The organism is Moorena producens 3L, assembly GCF_000211815.1.
In the GTDB taxonomy this organism is placed as follows: domain Bacteria; phylum Cyanobacteriota; class Cyanobacteriia; order Cyanobacteriales; family Coleofasciculaceae; genus Moorena; species Moorena producens.
Genome location: NZ_GL890934.1, coordinates 22,516 through 40,535, shown reverse-complemented (window position 1 = coordinate 40,535; position 18,020 = coordinate 22,516). Strand labels below are relative to the sequence as shown.

The 18,020-nt window shown below is 45.0% G+C and carries 12 protein-coding genes; 7 read left to right on the top strand and 5 right to left on the bottom strand.

All coding sequences use genetic code 11. The annotated features are described in order from the left end of the window. Positions 1 to 78 precede the first annotated feature (78 nt). The 5 genes from LYNGBM3L_RS47610 (at position 79) to LYNGBM3L_RS18605 (ending at position 7,644) form a co-directional block, all read left to right on the top strand. A complete protein-coding gene (locus LYNGBM3L_RS47610; protein ID WP_008186487.1) occupies positions 79 to 3,855 on the top strand; it encodes a hybrid sensor histidine kinase/response regulator in 3,777 nt (1,258 codons plus the stop codon). Positions 3,856 to 4,141: 286 nt separating this feature from the next. Beyond that, positions 4,142 to 4,651, top strand: a complete 510-nt coding sequence (locus tag LYNGBM3L_RS18620) for a chemotaxis protein CheW (protein ID WP_008186485.1) — start codon at positions 4,142 to 4,144, stop codon at positions 4,649 to 4,651. A gap of 201 nt (positions 4,652 to 4,852) precedes the next feature. After that, a complete protein-coding gene (locus tag LYNGBM3L_RS18615) occupies positions 4,853 to 5,071 on the top strand; it encodes a hypothetical protein (protein ID WP_008186483.1) in 219 nt (72 codons plus the stop codon). 343 nt (positions 5,072 to 5,414) lie between these two features. Beyond that, positions 5,415 to 6,164, top strand: a complete 750-nt coding sequence (locus LYNGBM3L_RS18610) for an ABC transporter ATP-binding protein (RefSeq protein WP_008186482.1) — start codon at positions 5,415 to 5,417, stop codon at positions 6,162 to 6,164. Between the two features lie 265 nt (positions 6,165 to 6,429). Next, positions 6,430 to 7,644, top strand: coding sequence for a bifunctional sterol desaturase/short chain dehydrogenase (locus LYNGBM3L_RS18605; protein WP_044493842.1), 1,215 nt, complete (start codon positions 6,430 to 6,432; stop codon positions 7,642 to 7,644). Positions 7,645 to 7,683: 39 nt separating this feature from the next. On the opposite strand, the gene LYNGBM3L_RS18600 is transcribed toward LYNGBM3L_RS18605, so the two are convergent. Next, positions 7,684 to 8,082, bottom strand: coding sequence for a DM13 domain-containing protein (locus tag LYNGBM3L_RS18600; RefSeq protein ID WP_008186477.1), 399 nt, complete (start codon positions 8,080 to 8,082; stop codon positions 7,684 to 7,686). A gap of 900 nt (positions 8,083 to 8,982) precedes the next feature. On the opposite strand from LYNGBM3L_RS18600, the gene LYNGBM3L_RS18595 reads away from it, so the two are divergent. Continuing rightward, on the top strand, positions 8,983 to 11,247 hold the full coding sequence (locus LYNGBM3L_RS18595) for a glycosyltransferase (protein ID WP_044493827.1): 2,265 nt from the start codon (positions 8,983 to 8,985) through the stop codon (positions 11,245 to 11,247). Positions 11,248 to 11,349: 102 nt separating this feature from the next. Here the strand turns inward: LYNGBM3L_RS18595 and LYNGBM3L_RS18590 are convergent, their stop codons facing one another. From LYNGBM3L_RS18590 to LYNGBM3L_RS18580, 3 genes are all read right to left on the bottom strand, one after another. Next, positions 11,350 to 12,999 carry an urea transporter gene (locus LYNGBM3L_RS18590; RefSeq protein ID WP_008186470.1) on the bottom strand — a complete coding sequence of 550 codons (1,650 nt, stop codon included), beginning with the start codon at positions 12,997 to 12,999 and terminating at the stop codon, positions 11,350 to 11,352. Positions 13,000 to 13,102: 103 nt separating this feature from the next. Continuing rightward, entirely contained in the window at positions 13,103 to 14,107 is a 1,005-nt protein-coding gene (locus LYNGBM3L_RS18585) for a nucleoside hydrolase (protein ID WP_008186468.1), read from the bottom strand. Positions 14,108 to 14,117: 10 nt separating this feature from the next. After that, positions 14,118 to 15,803, bottom strand: a complete 1,686-nt coding sequence (locus LYNGBM3L_RS18580; protein ID WP_008186466.1) for an EF-hand domain-containing protein — start codon at positions 15,801 to 15,803, stop codon at positions 14,118 to 14,120. A gap of 617 nt (positions 15,804 to 16,420) precedes the next feature. On the opposite strand from LYNGBM3L_RS18580, the gene LYNGBM3L_RS18575 reads away from it, so the two are divergent. Then, complete coding sequence (locus LYNGBM3L_RS18575; RefSeq protein ID WP_008186464.1) at positions 16,421 to 17,461, top strand: amino acid ABC transporter substrate-binding protein; 1,041 nt, start codon at positions 16,421 to 16,423, stop codon at positions 17,459 to 17,461. 16 nt (positions 17,462 to 17,477) lie between these two features. On the opposite strand, the gene LYNGBM3L_RS45900 is transcribed toward LYNGBM3L_RS18575, so the two are convergent. Then, positions 17,478 to 17,657 (bottom strand): hypothetical protein, encoded by a 180-nt coding sequence (locus LYNGBM3L_RS45900; protein ID WP_131827038.1) that lies wholly within the window; start codon positions 17,655 to 17,657, stop codon positions 17,478 to 17,480. Positions 17,658 to 18,020: the final 363 nt, after the last annotated feature.

Here is an 18,020-nt window from a genome sequence, read left to right as displayed (position 1 = left end):
TTATGTTGTTAATGACCAATGACCAATGACCAATGACCAATTTGCAATTTTCTCTTGACCAATGACCAATGAAGAACCATGGCAACTCACTCTGAGATCCAAGACCAAGCCTATCAGTTTTTTATCGAAGAGGCACCAGAGCTGTTGCAACTGATCGAGACAGGTTTACTGAATCTCCAGCAAGAACGAAGCACGGCTAAAATCCACGATTTAATGCGAGCCGCTCACTCCATTAAGGGAGGTGCTGCCAGTGTTGGGCTAGAGGCAATTAAAACCTTGGCTCATCGTCTCGAAGATATCTTCAAGGCTTTCTACAGCGACGAGGTACAACTTGATACTGAGCTAGAAAGCTTGCTGCTCAAAGCTTATGACTGCCTCCGGAACCCCCTCATCCAGCAAATTCAGGAAGGCTATTTTGACCCAGAGCAAGCGCTAGCCAGTGCTCAATCCACTTATGCCCAGATTGAAGAACGACTCGGTGATGCCCTTACACAGGTTCATAACTACATTCCTAGTTCCGGTGACTTAGGTATTGATATTGTATCCTCTATTTTTGAGGTTGATGTGGCTCAGGGACTAGAACGTCTTGCTGCGGTTTTAGCCAATCCCCAAAATTATGAGGTCGTGGGGGAATTAAAGGCACAAGCAGAGGTATTTGCTGGCTTTGCCGAGTTACTGAACTTGTCCGGATTTGGCGCGATTGCCCAAACGGCTATAGCGGCAGTAGAGCAAAATCCCCACCAAGTCCTGAAAATTATTGAACTGGCCCTAGCTGATTTTACAACAGGACGAGCTGCTGTACTAGCAGGCGATCGCACTCAAGGGGGAAATCCCTCGACTGCTCTAGTTGCTTTAACACAAGCTCCTGCCGCTCCGACTAATGACATCACAAATAGTCTAAATACCACCTCTGAATTTGAAGATATCTTTAGTGACTTTAACCTAGGCGAAGCAACCAATGCCTTTGATGACTTTACCTTATCCGAGCAAACCGCTACCGAACCATCCCAACTCAATCCACTAGGTGAAGAGACTTTCGAGACCTCACCCACCCTTGCCGATCAGGAAACTGACCTAGATCAAGCAACTGTTGACCCACCATCTTGGAAGGTTACCGACTCAGCTGATGTTACTGATATTTTTAGTAACTTTAACCAAGATCAACAGACCTTACTCTTTGAAGACGTTGCTCTAGGCCAGGAAACCACTGGCCAGCAGCCCCAAGTGAACCTGCCAGCTCAGGAAGTTCCTCTGAGCGCACCGATTGTTGCTGATCTCAGAACTAGTGACTTGGGGCAAGCAAGTCTTGACCTACCATCTGATCAATCTACACCTTCAGAGGATCAAGTTAACCCAGTCCAAGAGGAAGAAGCATCTTTCCCAGAGGAAACCATTTCCCCGACCGCAGAAACTGTTCAACGCTCGGAGCAAGACCTGAGTAACTCTAAGGCTGACCCTACCCCAGGATCTAAACCAGTAGCGAACTCGCCCAATCCATCAAGCACTGCTTCTGCTCCCCGGAAGAACTCATCCCTAGAGGTCCCAAAAACCCTGGAAGCCGCAGTGGAAAAGATTGAACAAATCTTTGAAAGCCTGCCACCGCTCCAGGATATGCCTGCTTCAGATGTTCCATCACCACCAACGCTACCAGCAGCGGCATTCCTAGCCAATGAATTAGCTATTAACCCATCCACTCAATCGGGTAAATCCCAGCAGCATCAACCTATTCAACCTAATCGAGCTACTTCTAAGCCGTCAGAGCATCCCAGCCAAAGTCCAACCTCTATTTCCCCTGAGAGTTCAGTCCGGGTTAACTTAAAGCGACTAGAACGGATGAACAATCAGGTAGGGGAACTGGTGATCAACCGCAATAGTATTGGGCTGCAAAATGAACAATTACAAGGAGCAGTGCGGGAACTTACCCAAAGATTTGACCTTTGTCAAACCATTGTTAGTCAATTACAAGACTTATCTGATCAGAGTCTAGCGAGTGCCTCAAGTGCTGGATCAATGGTCTCAAATCCTAGCTTTGCCTCCCTTAGTAAGAATGAGTGGAATCAGCAAGGGACGAATTCTGTTGGTGAGCGAAACTTATCCCAGCAATCGGTAACGTGGTCAGGCCAAAAGAGTCTAGAGAGTGAGTCAGACCCATTGAACAAACCCCTATTTGATTCCTTGGAAATGGATAGCTATAGCAACGTCCATGCTTTGATCCAAGGACTACAAGAAGAAATGATGCTGCTTAAAGAAGCCGTGGGGGATATAACCCTATTTGCCCAGCAGTCTGATCAGACCTTGGAACAACAGCGGCAAATGCTTTCTCAGCTACGAGACGAGCTGATGTGGGCGCGGATGTTGCCTCTGGGTCAAGTACTCAACCGCTTTCCCCGGGCTTTACGGGATCTTTCTACCCAACACCACAAGCCAGCCAAACTCAAGCTTAGTGGTACAGGAGTTTTGGTGGATAGAGCAGTCCTGGAAAAACTTTATGACCCCTTACTACATTTACTCCGGAATGCTTTTGATCATGGCATTGAATCCCCTCAAATTCGGCGGAAACGAGGTAAATCAGAGCAAGGACAAATTGAAATTCGGGCTTACCATAAAGGCAATCAAACCATCATTCAAGTCAAGGATGACGGTGAAGGTCTCAATATTGAACGCATTCGTAACCAAGTATTGGTCAAGGGATTGTTGTCAGCCAAACAAATTGCTAAAGCTCCCCCATCCCGCCTGTTAAAGATGATTTTTGAGCCAGGATTTTCTACCGCAGCTAAAGTCAGTGAACTGTCTGGTAGGGGAGTAGGTTTAGATGTAGTACGCTCTCAAATTCGAGCTCTCAAAGGTAAAATCTCTGTTACCTCATCCCCAGGTAAGGGTACAACCTTTACCCTACGCCTGCCGTTAACTCTAACCATTGCTAAATTACTAATTGCTACAGTCGGCCCAATTGTTATCGCTTTACCGTCAGACAGTATTGAAGAAATTGTGGTTCCCAAGGGGGATCAGATGCAAAAATCTGGGACAAAACGGTTTTTGCTCTGGCGCGGACAAATGCTTCCCACTTATACCATGTCTGATCTTTTGGAATATAACTGTCCAGTCAGGGAAACCACTCCTAGCAAAGCTTTAGTCTATGTCCCCACTCCTGAAGATTGGGCATTACCTCTGGTAGTAATGCGTCGAGAGCAGCAGGCTTTTGCGTTAGAAATCGATCGCGTGATCACAGAGCAAGAGCTAGTGATTAAACCCTTTGGCAAAGCCCTTGCGGCTCCCAGTTATACCTATGGTTGTACCATCTTGGGGGATGGTAGTTTAATTCCGGTGATAGATGGTAACGCCCTGCTAGAGCAATTTTTAGCTCAAAGCCAGGAAGAGACTCAACCAAGAACCTTGTCCCATATCCTTGAAGCTACCACTAAGAAAAAGTCATCGGTTAACCGGACTCAAACTCCTGCTAAAACTGCTCCAATTCCCACAATTTTAATTGTGGATGATTCTACAGGTTTACGACGAACCTTGGCTATGACCTTGCAAAAAGCAGGTTACCGAGTGTTACAGGCTCGGGATGGACAGGAAGCCTTGGAACAATTGCGGCAAAGTTCCAAAGTGCAGATGATAATTTGTGATATTGAAATGCCGAATATGAACGGTTTTGAGTTTCTTGGTCAACGTCGCCAAGACCCTCAGTTATCAAAAATTCCTATAGCAATGCTTACCTCTCGTAGCAGTGAAAAACATCAGCGTTTAGCAATGCATTTGGGGGCTAACGCTTACTTTACTAAACCTTATATTGAACAATATTTTATTGGAAAAATCAAAAAAATTATTGAACAAAGTAAATCTGAAGTTTAAGTATTAATATATCAGCTAATGCGCTACGCGCAAGCTACTTGATGTGCTATCAGCCATTCCTAATCAGCCAGCAATTAGCAATTAGCTTCTTGAGGGGTGTCCACGACTAATCAGTTACTTGCAACCATATCCTTGAATTATCGGGCATCATTATACTTTTAATGCTAAGTTGACAAACTTAGTCTGGTGAGTTACTCCATTCAATTCCTATTGCTTCCAAATCCTGATCATAAGACTTGGAATCTTTCATCCTTCATACTTATTCTAACACTATGAATTGGACATCATGAAAAATAACTTAATTGACTCCCAGCCTAATGATACTCATCGATCGCCAAATCAGAAGGCTACATCATTCTTGAAATTAGTGGTCTTTAGAATAGACAGCATCAATTTCGCCTTTCCGATTGAGTGTGTCAACAAAGTAATTAATTATACAACTGTTTATAGCAGTGGACTCAATGATATTGGCATTGCCCATATCGATGATCAGGAAATTCCTATTATCGACTTGTATCGCCGGTTATTTAAATCTAGCCAAATCAGCACTTCTAACCCAGGACGTTTCCTGCTGATTGCTCAAAATACGAGGGGTGAAGGATTTGGTATCCCTGTACTCAAAACACCGAATTTGATAGAGGTTTCCGTGACTGATATTCGTACCCTACCAGAGTCTTTTCGTCAAGCTGATACCCTAGGAATTGCTAGTCATGTTGCGGTGATTCCCCAAGAAAATACATCTTTGACAGTCTTTTTGCTAGATGTTAATCAATTGCTTCCTTGGGTTTCTGAATAGGGAAAAGGTGAACAGGGAAAGGGAAAAGGGGTGAAGCATTGAGCAATCAGCTATGAGCTATCTTCGCCCCTAGCTTTATGGAATGGGAATAGTCCCAGTGGATGAGATTTCTGTTATACTTCAAATTATGTAATGGCTATCTGCCAGAATTAAAGGTTAAGCGGGAAGTCCCGCGCTCTATCCGTGCTTGATGAGCTTCCTATGGGAGAGCCTTTTTCTGGGAATTGTGCCAAGAAGTTGCTAGCATCAAAAACGCGCTTTGTCGATAACCAAGTCAAAAAACCTTGTTGCCAAAAAAACAACCAAGCAGAATCATCGGTCTTAGAAACTAGGACTGCTGCTGATGCCAGGAATATCAGACCTGGGTTTGGGCAACTAAATTTAGGCAATTCCTTGTTAAGTCGGAATCCAGTGCTTTAGCTTAAGCTCAGGGTCTGGTAGTTCACGGGTGTAGCTTCCACCTACGCTTCTATCTACGATGCATAGCACTGTTGCTTAGCACTATAAGGGTGAAGTAGAAGCAGTCGGAACAAGTATCCGACAAAACGCATCTAGAGATAAGATGTAGCATAGTAAGTCTTATCTCTAGCAGTAGGACTTATGGCGAGTCCCTCTGATGTGAAACAAAACGTTTCTATTCAGTGTAGCTCGCGGGTGCGCAGATCAACCTGCCAGAATCCCCTAGCTTTAGCGATGGGGAGTCGTCAATTTCCAGCAGTACGACCTAAGAGTCTAGTCAACTGGTGCTGCTAAAGTTTAATATATGGTGTTTCCCAAAAAACTGATTAAGGGCGGCTCTAAAGTATCTAAAGTTATAGATTTACCTAAGTATGGTATACGCTCCATTCTTGCTAAAGGGGTGCAGATGGACTTCCAGTCAGGACAAAACCGTGTTCAAGTCCTCAAAGGAATTGACTGGGAAGTCAAACGTGGTGATATCCAACTTTTAATGGGACCGTCTGGCTCTGGCAAGACTACCCTTTTGTCAATCTTGGCCGGATTACTGACCCCGACCTTGGGAAAAGTCTATTTACTGGGTCAAGAAATTACCGGTATGTCTAGAACTAAGCTGGCAGAGTTTCGACGAGAACACATTGGCTTTATTTTCCAACACTTCAACCTATTTCCAGCTCTGACAGCAGCAGAGAATGTGGAAGTTGTGCTAAACATTAAGGGAATTCGGGGGGTAAATGCTCGACAGCAGGCAAAAACGTTATTAGAGCAGGTTGGTTTAGAGGGGAAAGGACATCTTAGACCAAGTGACTTGTCAGGGGGACAGAAGCAACGGGTAGCGATCGCGCGGGCTTTAGCTAAAGAGCCACCGCTAATTATGGCAGATGAGCCAACGGCAGCCTTGGACTCTCACAGTGGTCATACAGTCATTGAGTTGCTGCGTCGTCTGGCTAAGGATAAAGGCTGCACAGTGCTGATGGTAACCCACGATCCTCGTATTATCGATGTAGCTGACCAAGTGTCTTATATGGAAGATGGTATGTTGAAGGTTGAAGGTTGAAGGTTGAAGGTTTAAGGTTGAAGGTTGAGGGTTGAGAATTGAAGGTTGAAGGTTGAGGGTTGAGAATTGAAGGTTGAGGGTTGAAGGTTGAAGGTTGAAGGTTGAAGGTTGAAAGTTGAGGGGTGAAAGTTGAGGGGTGAGGGGTGAGTGTTAATGATTCACCCTCAACATCTTAGTTTTATTTGTACCTACCTAATTATGATGTGAATGGGCAATTTGCCAACACGACAAATTACTGTTCACTCTAGGCATCATAATCATGTTTATGGTAAATTTCTGGCTAGCTATAGGGGTTTTGGGACTGGGTTCTATTCTGTGGGTAGAACTGGTGCGAGACTTCTATCACCTCCTGTCCCATCACTGGACACCTCTGTATCGCTTGCATGTGTGGCATCATCGGGTCTTCCGTCAGGATTTAACTGCTGTCAGTGATACCATTTATCGACAGGCGCACTGGCGTAATGATGTGCCAGAAGCGTTGGTTATGCTAATGTTAGGCTTGGTGGTATGGTGGTTGGCTTATACCTGGACACCAAATCTGCATTGGGCAGCTTTGGCTGGTTCTGTGTACACTATGGTATTTCTATTTGGTGCGATCGCTCGTGGCTATGGCATCAAGGGAGCCGATAAGTTGACTGATGGAACCCACCTTCCGGGTCCATTCCTCTGTCCTCCTTCCCCTTGGATGGTGAATCGCAGCTACCATTGGCGACATCACTTTGATAACCAAAAGGCTTACTATGGCGGCACATTGACTTTAGTAGACAAACTGATGGGGACAGCACTATCGCTCCAAGGAAAAACTATTGCAGTGACGGGAGCATCGGGAACTCTGGGACAGTCACTATTGTACCATCTCCAGCAACGGGGAGCAAAAGTGATTGCTCTGACCTCCCAAGAACAAACTGTTACTTTAAGTGTCAATGGTGAAAGCTTGCCAGTAAAAACCTTCACTTGGCAAGTGAGTAAAGAGTCAGAACTAGCCCCACATTTGGAAAATGTGGATATTCTAATTCTCAATCACGGCATCAATGTTCATCAAGAACGGACAGCCGATGCGATCGCAAAATCCTACGAGGTCAACACATTATCAAGTTGGCGGTTGCTAGAGATGTTTTTATCCACGGTTCGGACGAACCAAGATATTGCTCGCAAGGAAGTTTGGGTTAATACTTCGGAAGCGGAAGTTAATCCAGCTTTTAGTCCTTTGTATGAACTGAGCAAACGTACCCTAGGAGACCTAGTTACCCTGCGTCGTCTAGATGCTCCTTGTGTAGTACGTAAAGTAATCCTCGGACCATTTAAAAGTAATCTCAATCCAGTTGGGGTCATGTCAGCGGATTGGGTAGCCAAGCAAATCCTTAATCTAGCCACTCGTGATGTGCGTAACATCATTGTGACTATTAATCCCATAACCTATTTAGCGTTTCCAGTCAAGGAATTTTTTGTCAGCCTATACTATAGGCTGTTTAGTCATTAGTCCTTAGGAACTTGCGTTAATTGCTACTAATTAGTGCTACTAATTACTAAGGGTGGCGTAGCCATTCGCGTAGCGTGGCCGAAAGGCCAAGGTGACGTTGAATTTACGGCACCATATGACTACAGAGCTAAAGTCCTCTGGATTAAGATCAGCAGGGATACGGTACCGTTGAGTGCCACTGACCTGCTGAAGACGACCAAGACTTTGATAATTTTCCTTACTGTAGGATTTGGGGACAGTTTGGCGGTGCAACAGCACCATTAAATCAGGTCCGTTATCGGTTTTAAAGGTTTCGTCAAACTTTAGGTAACGTTGTCCATTGTCTGTGACTAAACTTACCATGCCTTGAGTAGAATGGGCTGCTGTTACAAAATTTCCTGATCTACTTGTTGCCTGTGCCAGTGTTGCAGTTGGTTTAGCAGCTGGAGCACTGGACACATCAATCTTGGTTGTCGTAGATGTAGAGGTGGATGGTTTTTCCTGAACAGTACTCTGATTCCCAGGTACTCCTGCTACACAACCTACGCTTAAAAAGGCAGTAGCACCAAAGTAAGTATTCAGCTATCAGCTATCAGCTATCAGCTCTCAGCTTTTGAATAAGCGATGCAGAGGTGCGACCCGTGGCGAATTTAATTCGACGACTGTAAGCGCACCATTACGGTCTTGGGGAGGCAGTGCCGCCAAAGGGGGTTCCCCCCACTCGCGGTCTGCCATGGTTTCCCCCACTCGCGCTTGGGATCAAGACAACAAGTAAGCATTGGAATAATGCTGAGTGAAGTCCCAGGGTCGTTCGCACAGCGTGGCCAAACGCGCACGCGTGGCCGAAAGGCCAAGGCCAAAGCCTTTGCCAAAAAGCACCTCAAGTAGCGTGAGCCTTTAGCTGACGGCTGACGGCTGACGGCTGAATGCTTAGGCACCAAAGATCGCTAAATAGTGAAGTTTCATCAGATTATCTATCTCGTGGAAACATTACTCTATTTGCTATTATGTCTAGTCTTCGGTGGCAGTAGTCTGAGTTTTGGTTAAGAAATTTACTGAGTAATTCTAAACTCTAGCTCATTAAAAATTTTATCCATTAATATATCCCAAAATTGGTAAGTTAAGTAAATTTTAATATTTGGCTCAGGTTCTATTAATCTATTATCAATATCATCTAGATTAGTCACATACTATTTTATTAGTTTGGTTGAGTTTAAAATAACAATTTATGAGACAGTAATGGCTGTAATAGTGTTGTAAAATTCAAGGGGCAAATAATTGCTATAACCTTTATAATACCACACTTTTTAATGTCCTATTCCCTATTCCCTGCCCACAGCGCTATACCTGTTTTTAGACATGACAGTTCCCAAAGTGAGCTACCCAAACTCTAGGTGTTCTTCTAACAAACAAGTTTTTAGGTTACGAGCCGCAACGGTCGTGATGCTGATTCTAGTTACTAGTTTTAGTGCGATCGCTTTAGCTTGGTTGACTGGTCAGGGGCAGATTACCCAGCTATTTGCTCAGCTGCATGTCTGGCAAAGAAACCCACCGATGTGGCTGGAAGCACCAATGGTGACTCAGCAGCACTACTTATTGCTACCAACGATTATTTTAATGGTTGTTGTCCTGGGGGTCACGAAAATCTCTCCCCGTCCTCGCACTTGGTCTAGAAATCTAGTGGTGGGGATTTTGCTAGCACTATTGGCACGATATCTGCTCTGGCGAATCTTCTCTACCCTGAATTTAGTGGATCCCCTTAATGGTTTCTTTAGCCTAGGATTATTTTTCCTGGAAATGTTGTTGCTAACCAGCAGTATTATCCAGCTATTTTTAATGTTAAGGGTCAAAAACCGTAGCGCTCAGGCTTCCCAGTTATCATTAGATGTTATTTCAGGAAGGTTTAATCCTTCTGTAGATATCTTTATCCCAACCTATAATGAACCCTGTTTTATTTTAAAGCGAACAATTATGGGTTGTCAAGGCATAGATTATGACAACAAAAAGGTTTATTTACTAGATGATACTAAACGTCAACATGTTAAAGAGCTAGCTGCTGAATTGGGGTGTAACTATATCACTCGTCCAGATAATTCCTATGCCAAAGCAGGAAACTTAAACCATGCTATTCCAAAAACCTCAGGGGATTTGATTGTATTCTTCGATGCGGATTTTGTACCAACTAAAAATTTTCTTACTCGCACCGTAGGCTTTTTTAAAAAAAGTAATGTGGGATTAGTCCAAACTCCTCAAAGCTTTTATAACCCTGACCCGATTGCCTACAATTTAGGTTTAGAAGATGTGCTACTACCAGAAGAAGAGGTATTTTATCGTCAACTTCAGCCCATCAGGGATGGTGCTGGCGGTGTGGTTTGTGCCGGAACTTCCTTTGTTGTGAAACGTGATATTATAGAAGCGGCTGGTGGTTTTGTAACCGATTCTTTGACTGAAGATTACTTTACTGGTATTCGGATAGCAGCAATGGGTTACCAGGTTATTTATTTAGATGAAAAACTTAGTGCTGGTTTAGCTGCAGAAAATATTGCTGCCCATGTAGCTCAACGATTGCGGTGGGCTCAAGGAACATTACAGGCATTTTTTATTGATGCCAACCCTCTAACTATTCCGGGGTTAAAACCGATCCAAAGACTGGCGCATTTAGACGGATTACTACATTGGTTTACCGGTTTATCTCGCTTCGGATTCCTGTTAATGCCTCTAGCTTATTCCTTTCTAGGGGTGATTCCCTTACAAGCAACGGCTGCTGAATTGTTGTATTTCTTGCTACCTTATTATCTGATACAGCTCACGGTTTTTTCCTGGTTAAACCTCCGTTCCCGGTCAGGGTTGTTCTCGGATATTTACTCATTGCCTTGGTGTATTCCTCTGAGCTTGACAGTGATAAAAGTTATGCTCAATCCTTTTGGTAAAGGATTTAAGGTAACACCCAAAGGGGTAAAACGCGATCGCTTTGTGTTTAACTCCAAGTTGGGATTACCTTTGATTATCCTATTTATCGCTACAGCAGTGAGCCTATGGCAAAATTTGAGTACTTCTATGATGTATTGGGGGAGTGGGATATCAGCTACTGACGCTCAGATGATTCAAGGTCTGAGTCTAGGTTGGATTTGGAGTATCTATAACCTGATCATGTTGGGTATTGCTTTATTGATTGTACTGGATGTCCCCAATCCTGACCTTTACCAGTGGTTCAAGTTGCGCCGAGTGGTGCGGCTTGAGATCGGAAATCAGACCGTCTGGGGTATGACCACCAAGATTTCAGAAATTGGTGCTCAAGTGGCTTTGACCGAGGTGGCTGATTTACGATTCGATACCGGAAACACTGCCACTGAACCGTTGCCAGTGACACTAGAGATGATCGAGGAAAAGCTAAAGTTGTCAGGAGTAGTTACTGAAATTGACAACAGTGGTGAGGAAGCTACTCTACGGATTATGTTTGACCCATTAACTCTCCAAGAGCATCGCACTTTGGTAGAGATGCTCTTTTGCCGTCCGGGTCGATGGCAGCGACGGGAAAGTCCATCAGAAATGCGATCGCTTTTACTGTTGTTTAAGATTTTGCTGAAACCCCGAGTACTATTTGATCGCCAGGGTAGGAGTTGAGAAACTATCAACACTTTACTAGTGCCTATTTATCATAATTCTGGCGGGGTGACCATAGTAGCTAGAATCATAGTAGCTAGAAACTAGACATAATCAATTGATCTAAATCACTAGCAACAATTCGAGAAATCCTTCCCAGTTAAGCTCTTTGCCTCCAATTCGCTGTTGCAAAAAGGTCACTTCATCCTCTGAAAGGGGAGGCTGATCCACACTGGCTAACACGACATTCATTTCGTCTAGCTCAACCACTCCATTCTTATTTTTATCAATGGGAATAAAGTATGTGGCAAACTCATTAAGTCTCGACATCAGACGACGGTGGCGCAGCAGCAATTCCCCAAATTCCTCGAAGCCTATTTCTCCGCTGTTATCCACATCCATGCTGGAAAAGACAAAGTTGAGTTCATCGTCACTGATGCTATGCCCCGCCTGCTGGAAGTGATAGCTAAGTTCTTCCAAAGACAAGCTACCGCTTTGATCCCGGTCGATAGCATCAAAGATGTAACGCAGGTCACCTTTGAGCTCTTGGGGTGCTTTATCAAATAATACCTTGTGATGCTGCCCAAGCATGGCTCCCTGCAACTGCCGACGGAAGGCCGAAATCACTTCCTTGGCTGTGAGGTAGCGGAATCGATGTTCTTCGGGGCTAGCAATGGAGTAGGGTGCAACAGGCACCAAGGAAGAAAGCGATCGCTGTAAGATTACGAAGCAGGCATAAGTACCCAGATGAAAGGAAAGAGCCAAAATTGGCAGTTTCAAGGGTGTCATTACCAGACTCAGCAGCCAGGCAATCAGGGCTGCCCCAAAGGCTCCACCACTTGCAAACAAAAGGCTTCGTCGATTAGGGGTATAGAAAATGCCGCCAATAGCAATTGCCGTTAATGCTGAGTTGTATCCCCACAGTCCAGCGTACAGCACATTGAGATTTACCCCCAGTACCATGCCAGTGACCAAACCAATAACCGACCCTAAAACCGCAATCAGGGCTCCCATGGGGCTACACAAGGCCAAGGCAATGATAATTAACAAGGCAGATACTAAGCTGCCTGAAAAAAAGATTTGACCAATTCCGGTGATTAGGCCGGATAAAATGCTTACCCCATCTAGGGATTCAGCTGGGTTAGGGAAGGGCGGTGGTGCCCCTAATTCAAAGAAGGGTTGCGGAACGTAGAGGGCAATTACCAGAAAGCTGTACGTGACGATGTGAAATGGCACTCCCATAGAGGGCAGCCCTAAATAAACGGCCATCCATAGCCCGATATACTGCATCAATACTGTGCTCAGGGCTGCACAAATGATAACCGCCAGTACCCAAAGCAAGTTTCCAGTACCATTGCCCCAAGTGCCAAACGTTCCTAAAGCCAGCCCCACTAAGGCTCCGTTTAAGCCAAAAATCCCATTGCGAATACTGGCGCGATCAAGACCCATCAAATAGGCCGTCCAGGTTGCCACAACAACTCCGACAACTAGCATCAAGGCTACCCAGGGCGACTGAAGAAAAACCGCAAGAGTAATGAGTAGTCCAGTGATAGGATTATTGGCAAACCCGACCTGACCAATACCCCGTAAACTAGCATTGATAAAATCTAACAGCGGACGCCGCTCCCAGGCTTGGTTGAGGTCTTGCAGAGTTCCCATGATGGGCAAGGGATGCCGATGAGAGGTTTTCTCTGACTTCAATAAACGAGATAACAACTCATGGAGGGGCAAAGGTTGAGGTTTATCTTGAGAAATTTCAGATGTTTGAGACATGGTAAATTGATGCTTTTCTTGGGTGAGATCGACTCCTGTGCGGCTATTTCTTGAACAGGGCTAAAACCTTAAGGATGTGGTTTGTGCTCAGGACTGAATTGCTCTAAATCAGTTCATAAAATAGTTTTAGAAAACGATCAGTATCAACATCCAAACAGGCTTCTACATTGGGAGGATAGGTGGCTTCATCCCGACGATCGCGCAGATCGGCCAGGGACATACCAGAGGTAAATTTTCCTTCAGTTTCTACCACCATATAGACCGATTCTGTAGAAACCAGGCTCGGATCAATGGCAACACCCACAGCTAATGGGTCATGCAGGTAGCAGCCGTGGAAACCTTCGTTGTCTCGATAGAATGCCATATAAATGCCCGTGCAATCGGCAATGAACTGAGCCACGGCTGTTCGCGTAGCGTGGCCGAAAGGCCACGGATGTTTCTGAGCGTAATTCTCTACATCTTTTCGGGGAAGGGGTGCCTTCATAGCCACATCCAAACCCACCAGGGTCAGGGGAATGCCCGATTCCATTACCATTTGGGCTGCATCAGGATCCACAAAGAAGTTAAACTCGGCAGCAGCTGAAATGTTGCCCGGAACCTTCACCGCTCCACCCATGATCACGATGCGGCCTACCTTTTGCAGGGTGGTGCGATCGCGCTGCAGAGCTGTTGCAATATTGGTCAATGGTCCTAGAGCCACAATGGTCAAGTCGCTGCCATATTCCTGGGCGGCTTTCAGCAATACATCAACAGCATCTTCTGAAGAAGGCTCCATGGTAAGTTGGGGATAGCAAGGGCTGCCATCAGCATTTTTGAACTGATCCAGTTCTCCCAGTCCATCGGAGCCATGAATGCCTGCAGCATTGAAGGGAGGACGTACCAGAGGTTTTTCACAGCCTTTTGCCACCAGGGGAGGCTGGTTTGGTTGGACAATGTCAATCACCCGCAACACATTATTGGCAGCTTGATGAACATCAATATTGCCAGCTAACACGGTGACTGATTTGAGCTCAATTTGTTCACAATTCAGGGCCATGATAATCGCGAGGGCATCATCAACACCCCCATCAGTATCGATAATCATGGGACGGGCTTGGGAATTAACCATTGTATTCTCCTTACATTGCTAACGATGCCAGCTCATCCATCGACACCATACCATCTTTATCGACATCCAATACCTCAAACATCAGGCTGATTAATCCTTTCTGGGTGCGGCCTGTCCGTTCTGCCAATGCTGCCCGTAGTTCTGGCGGGGAAATATAGCCATCCTGATTTTGATCGAGAAAGGCAAAGGCATTTTTGACACCCTGTTTTAGCTCTTCTCTGGTGATTTCCCCATCGCCATCGGCGTCCCATTGCTCATAATTAATCAGGACTCTCCAGGCATCTTTCATGGAGCTTTCCATAATCAGGTTTTTGCCAGGTAGACATTGCTCCAAAGGGGGAGCACCACCGTTTGCTTTAACATAATCTAGCAACGGTTTGATTTCATTAAGCCCCGTCAGCAAGAATTGATAAATACCGAGGGTGTACATTTTTTGGGGGTCAAATGGGGTGTGGTTAATGCTAACAATTTTCAGACTGGGGTAGTCTTCAACTACTACATCAAAATCAGCATGGAGAAAATTGGGTGCTTCCCGATCGGGGGTGCTGCGAGTTTCGGTAATGGCCTCTTGTAAGACGTACCCAGGCACCTGAATCAAGGCAATTTCGGTGTCAAATGGCAGCTCTTCTAACAAATCCCCATAGGTAAATCCTGCTCCTTTTTCATAGTCTCGCTTACCTCGAACGCATCCTCCCTGGAGCATCACTAGATCGACATTATTCAAGCTTTTCTTGATATAAGAACATAGGGTTGAGGCCACTTTTTCGGGTTGGAATCGCGTCCGTTTAGAGGACATGGATTCTTTCACATCAAAAATTTCCACATCCATCAGCGAACCTAGAAAATTTTGGGTAATTTCTACAAACATTTGGGCGTTGGGATCGGCATCAAAATGGCTGGCTGGCAACAGATGAACAGCACTATGGCACTGCTCGGAAGCATCCCACCACACATCAACAACCACCACATTAGTAGCATCAGCACCAGCCTTAACAATCAGACTCCGCTCAATTTTCTCAATATAAATCTCATGCTCGTGCCCCCCAACAATTACAGGAACCTTACCACTAAGTTGGTGATCTTGCTGGATCTCCGTGGCTAGCTCCCGATCTTCGGCAATGGTCTGATGGGTCAGTGGAATCAGCATAGTTGCGTCATTGGAACACTTAGACCAGGTTTCCTTTAAAGCATCAAAGATGGGTTGAATGGTTAGGTTCGTCCCTGGTCTGAAAATATCGGTATTGTTAGTGCAAAATCCAGCAAAGGCAACTCGATGGGAACCTACTTCAACAATTTCATATTTTGGTAGTGGCTGACCACTGGCATCCACAATTGGCAAGTCCAAGATGTTGCTATTTAAGCATTTTCCTTCGTAGGTTTTGAAACGCTCACCTAGGACATCCAGGCTGACATCGAATTCATGGTTGCCAAAGCAAATATAATCAATGTTGACTACCTTGAGCACGTCCAGCATGGCTTTACCGCCATCTAGTGAGGTAATCAAACAAGGAGAGAGAAAGTCTCCGCTGAGGCAGGCAATCACCACGGCATCTTCCGATGTTTCCTTTAGGGATTTAATCACTGTTTCCACGTAGGGATAATTCTTGATGTCGTAAACATCATTGATCGAAATGATTCTGAGATAGTTGCCCACCGCCTCTCGGGGTTTCGGCAGATACAATCGAGGAGTTGTCATGACGGTAAGTAATTTTTAGGTTTCAGTAATTTTATCTAGAAAAATGATAAACAAAGAGATCAGCAAAAATTATAATTAAAATCTTAAGAATGACACTGATGCCAGTGACGGCGTTGCTGAATACACAGATGCATCGGGAGCAGGCACCGGAACATCTAAAGACTTGAGGTTTGGTCGTGATTTAGGACTACCTGTAGTCTATAAATACTTATTTCTTTAACGTGCCTGTCCTGCTTATTACCACCTTAGTTTTTTTTCAAAAAAACTTAAAAAGAATTACAATTAAGAGTTTGTAACTACAATAACTAAAGTTCCCTGGTCTGAAGTTCTCGAAAACTGCGGCGAAGTCTACTTTACTTACCCATTAGCAGCCGTGCCATAGGATAGCAATCCGTGTAGAATTGTGATAATTTTTGATTTGATCGGAAGTTCCCTACTCCCTACTCCCTACTCCCTACTCCCTACTCCCAGTTCCCTTTGCTAGATAACTAATCTAGCTACATAAGTAATCTAACCAACTTGATCTAAAATGCAAGCAAGCTTAAGCAGCGGAAGCTCATGTCAGCTGATCGCGTGAGGCCGTTGTATATCTAAAAAACAAGACCAAGAAAAAACTTATGCCTAAATGGAGTTCTCTGGTACTAGCCACTCTAGTATTAGTTGCACCCTTAACAGCCTGTGAAGGAGGTGGGACAAGCGCTAAACAAAGCCGCTTAGATATAGTTAAGAGCCGTGGCAAGCTGATTTGTGGTGTTGACGGTGGCATTCCCGGATTTAGCTTTGTGGATGGGAGCGGTAACTACTCCGGGCTAGATGTGGATGTCTGTAAAGCAGTTGCTGCTGCTTTGTTTGATGACCCAAAAGCAGTAGAGTACCGTAACCTTGACTCCACGGAGCGATTTCCCGCCGTCCGGAATGGTGAAGTGGATATGCTCTCGCGCAATACCACTTGGACTCTTAGCCGAGATAGCTCTACCAATAACTTAGAATTTGCCCCTACTACCTTTTATGATGGTCAGGGCATGATGGTGCGCAAAAACAGTGGGATTAAGACACTCAAAGATTTTAAAGGAAAATCCGTCTGTGTGGAAACTGGAACCACTACTGAGTTGAATTTAACCGACAAGATGCGGGAAGCAGGTGTCGAATTTGAGCCAGTGGTATTTCAGAAAGCAGACCCTGCCTATACTGCCTATAACGAAGGACGTTGTGACGGCATGACTTCTGATAAATCCCAACTATTGGCCAAACGTAGCACTCTGCCTAAGCCTGATGATCATATACTTCTAGATGTTACTATGTCCAAGGAACCCTTGGGACCAGTAACTGTTAATAATGACTCCGCTTGGTTTGATGTAGTTAAGTGGGTGACCTTCGCCTTAATTGAAGCCGAAGAGTTAGGGATTACTAAGGCGAATGTGGCACAAATGAGTAACAGTCCTAACCCGACTGTCAAACGCTTCGTGGGTGTTGAAGGTGACTTAGGCAAAGGTCTCGGTTTAGAAAATGATTTTGCAGCGCGAGTGATTAAGCACGTGGGTAACTACGGCGAAGTCTATGACCGTAACTTGGGTAAAAATTCTCAGTTCAAACTCAATCGGGGTCTGAATGACCTCTGGACTCGTGGGGGTATTTTGTATTCTCCACCCTTCCGTTAAGGGATTGTTAACTGTTTCAGGTTGAAGGTTGAAGGTTGGTTGGTTGAAGGTTGGTTGGTTGTTCGCGTAGCGTGGCCAATAGGCCAAGGTTAGTTGGTTGTTCGCGTAGCGTGGCCAATAGGCCAAGGTTAGTTGGTTGTTCGCGTAGCGTGGCCAATAGGCCAAGGTTGATTGGTTGTTCGCGTAGCGTGGCCAATAGGCCAAGGTTGCAGGTTGAATGTTGAAAGTTGGCTGTTAACAGTAAACCTAAAACCTAAGAGGATCTTTGAGAAGTACCAAATGTTTGGCATGAGCCACGATTATCCCCGAAATCTGGGAGACTTTGAGCCAAATTATACCCCAAAGGGGGGCTAGGGAGCGGTTTCGAGTAGCATCCAACACTTTGAAAACTGCCTCTAAAACCTAAAATCTGTAACCTAAAACCTAAAACCTTTAACCAACCTACAACCTCCAACCTTCAACCAACCTGCAACCTTCAACCAACCTCCAACATTCAACCAACCTCCAACATTAAACCAACCTCCAACATTAAACCAACCTCCAACCTTCAACCAACCAA

What these genes read in the sequence shown, in the direction of transcription:
- LYNGBM3L_RS47610 (WP_008186487.1), top strand. Translation starts at nt 79, where the DNA reads ATGGCAACTCACTCTGAGATCCAAGACCAAGCCTATCAGTTTTTTATC.
- LYNGBM3L_RS18620 (WP_008186485.1), top strand. Translation starts at nt 4,142, where the DNA reads ATGAAAAATAACTTAATTGACTCCCAGCCTAATGATACTCATCGATCG.
- LYNGBM3L_RS18615 (WP_008186483.1), top strand. Translation starts at nt 4,853, where the DNA reads ATGGGAGAGCCTTTTTCTGGGAATTGTGCCAAGAAGTTGCTAGCATCA.
- LYNGBM3L_RS18610 (WP_008186482.1), top strand. Translation starts at nt 5,415, where the DNA reads ATGGTGTTTCCCAAAAAACTGATTAAGGGCGGCTCTAAAGTATCTAAA.
- LYNGBM3L_RS18605 (WP_044493842.1), top strand. Translation starts at nt 6,430, where the DNA reads ATGGTAAATTTCTGGCTAGCTATAGGGGTTTTGGGACTGGGTTCTATT.
- LYNGBM3L_RS18595 (WP_044493827.1), top strand. Translation starts at nt 8,983, where the DNA reads ATGACAGTTCCCAAAGTGAGCTACCCAAACTCTAGGTGTTCTTCTAAC.
- LYNGBM3L_RS18590 (WP_008186470.1), bottom strand. Translation starts at nt 12,999, where the DNA reads ATGTCTCAAACATCTGAAATTTCTCAAGATAAACCTCAACCTTTGCCC.
- LYNGBM3L_RS18585 (WP_008186468.1), bottom strand. Translation starts at nt 14,107, where the DNA reads ATGGTTAATTCCCAAGCCCGTCCCATGATTATCGATACTGATGGGGGT.
- LYNGBM3L_RS18580 (WP_008186466.1), bottom strand. Translation starts at nt 15,803, where the DNA reads ATGACAACTCCTCGATTGTATCTGCCGAAACCCCGAGAGGCGGTGGGC.
- LYNGBM3L_RS18575 (WP_008186464.1), top strand. Translation starts at nt 16,421, where the DNA reads ATGCCTAAATGGAGTTCTCTGGTACTAGCCACTCTAGTATTAGTTGCA.